Here is a 1,619-nt window from a genome sequence, read left to right on the forward strand (position 1 = left end):
TTTTTAAAATTATCAAACTTTTCAATTTCTATATTATTTTTAGTATATACATCTATAGTTTCAGATTCTATTTTGTTGAAATTTTCTATTTTTAAATCTAGATTTTTAACTTTATTTTTTAACATTTCAATTTGATCTAATAATAATTTTGAAACTTCTTCATTATTAGTCAGAGATAATTTATTGATTAAGTTTGAAATTTTAGAGTTTAGAATATTTTTTTCTTTAAGTAATATATTTACTTTATTTACTTTTACATTTTTATCTGTGGATTCAATTGAATTTTCTAGAGCAGCAAAAATATATTCAGAGCTTTTAATTTTAATATTTTCTATAATCAAATTTTCTATCTCAAGACCATTTAAATTTTTTGAATTACATTTAACTTTTCCAGAATTATTTTTTAAAGTACAAGTATAATAAAATCTTTTAGTTCCATCAGTATAAGGCTTGCCATATATTACTCTCATAGGTGATCCACAACTACATTTTAATAGTGGTGTTAATAAAGCAGTATTAGTTCTTCCAAGTCTAGGAGCTTTATTAGTATTATTTTTAATTATAGACTGGACTTTAAGCCAACTTTTGGAGGTTATTATTCCTTTGTGGTTAGAAACAGCAGCAATTTTTCCTTCAGTTTTACCATATCTAAGAATTCCATTTCCATTTGCTTCACCACATACTTCATAATTAAGAGTTGATAAATATTCTAATACTTCTGGGGAGCTTTGTACATAAACTGGATTTTGAAGAATTATATTTATACTATTTTTATCAATAATACCTCCATTTTTACCTTTTATATTTTCAGCAAGAATCCATTTATATACTTGTGATAAGGATTGTAATTCAAGGTATTTTGAATATATTTTTTTTACTAATTTAAGTTCTTTAGGATTTTTTGTTAATATAGTCATATATCGCTCTTTCATATTTTCATCTCTATAAGTTTTTCTTATACAATCAAATCCAAGAGGAGATTGTCCACCAAGCCAACGCCCCATTCTAGCTAGTGTATACATATTATCTTTAATTCTTTCTACAAGCTGATCTCTTTCTAATTGTGCAAGAGAAGCTAAGATTCCAATAACAGCTCTACCAAATGAAGTAGAAGAATCAAATCCTTCTGTAGCACTATAAATAATACAATTAAGGTTAGTACACATTTCCATAGTATTATGTATATCTCGAGCATTTCTACCTAATCTATTTAATTGATATATTATAATTTTATTTATTTTTTCATCTTTAACTTTAGAAATCATTTTTTTATATTCAGGTCTATCTTCATTTTTTCCCGAAAATCCTTCATCAATATAAACTTCTATTTCTTTATTATGAAGATCAGAGAATTTGAAATTTATAAATTTTTTACATTTTATAATTTGATTTTCAATAGATTCTCCTTTACCAGTGAATTTAGATTTTCTACTATATATTGCAATACTCATAAAATCTATCTCCTCATTTATATAGTTATATAGTTTTTTTATTAGTATATTTATCTAAAAGAATATATAGTATCTTTTTAATTATGAAATAGGATTTATTTAACGATTATAGAAGTTAAATTATAAGATAAAATATTCTATAGTACAATTTACTATAAAATTATTTAT

Annotated in this window: 1 protein-coding gene; it reads right to left on the bottom strand. The window is 23.2% G+C overall.

Translation table 11 applies throughout. From position 1 onward, the window contains the following. The coding region (locus CLTHE_RS15780; RefSeq protein ID WP_080024232.1) for a recombinase family protein at window positions 1-1,451 on the bottom strand (1,451 nt) is incomplete at its 3' end. Between the last annotated feature and the right edge of the window lie 168 nt (window positions 1,452-1,619).

It is taken from the genome of Clostridium thermobutyricum DSM 4928 (assembly GCF_002050515.1).
Taxonomy (GTDB): domain Bacteria; phylum Bacillota; class Clostridia; order Clostridiales; family Clostridiaceae; genus Clostridium; species Clostridium thermobutyricum.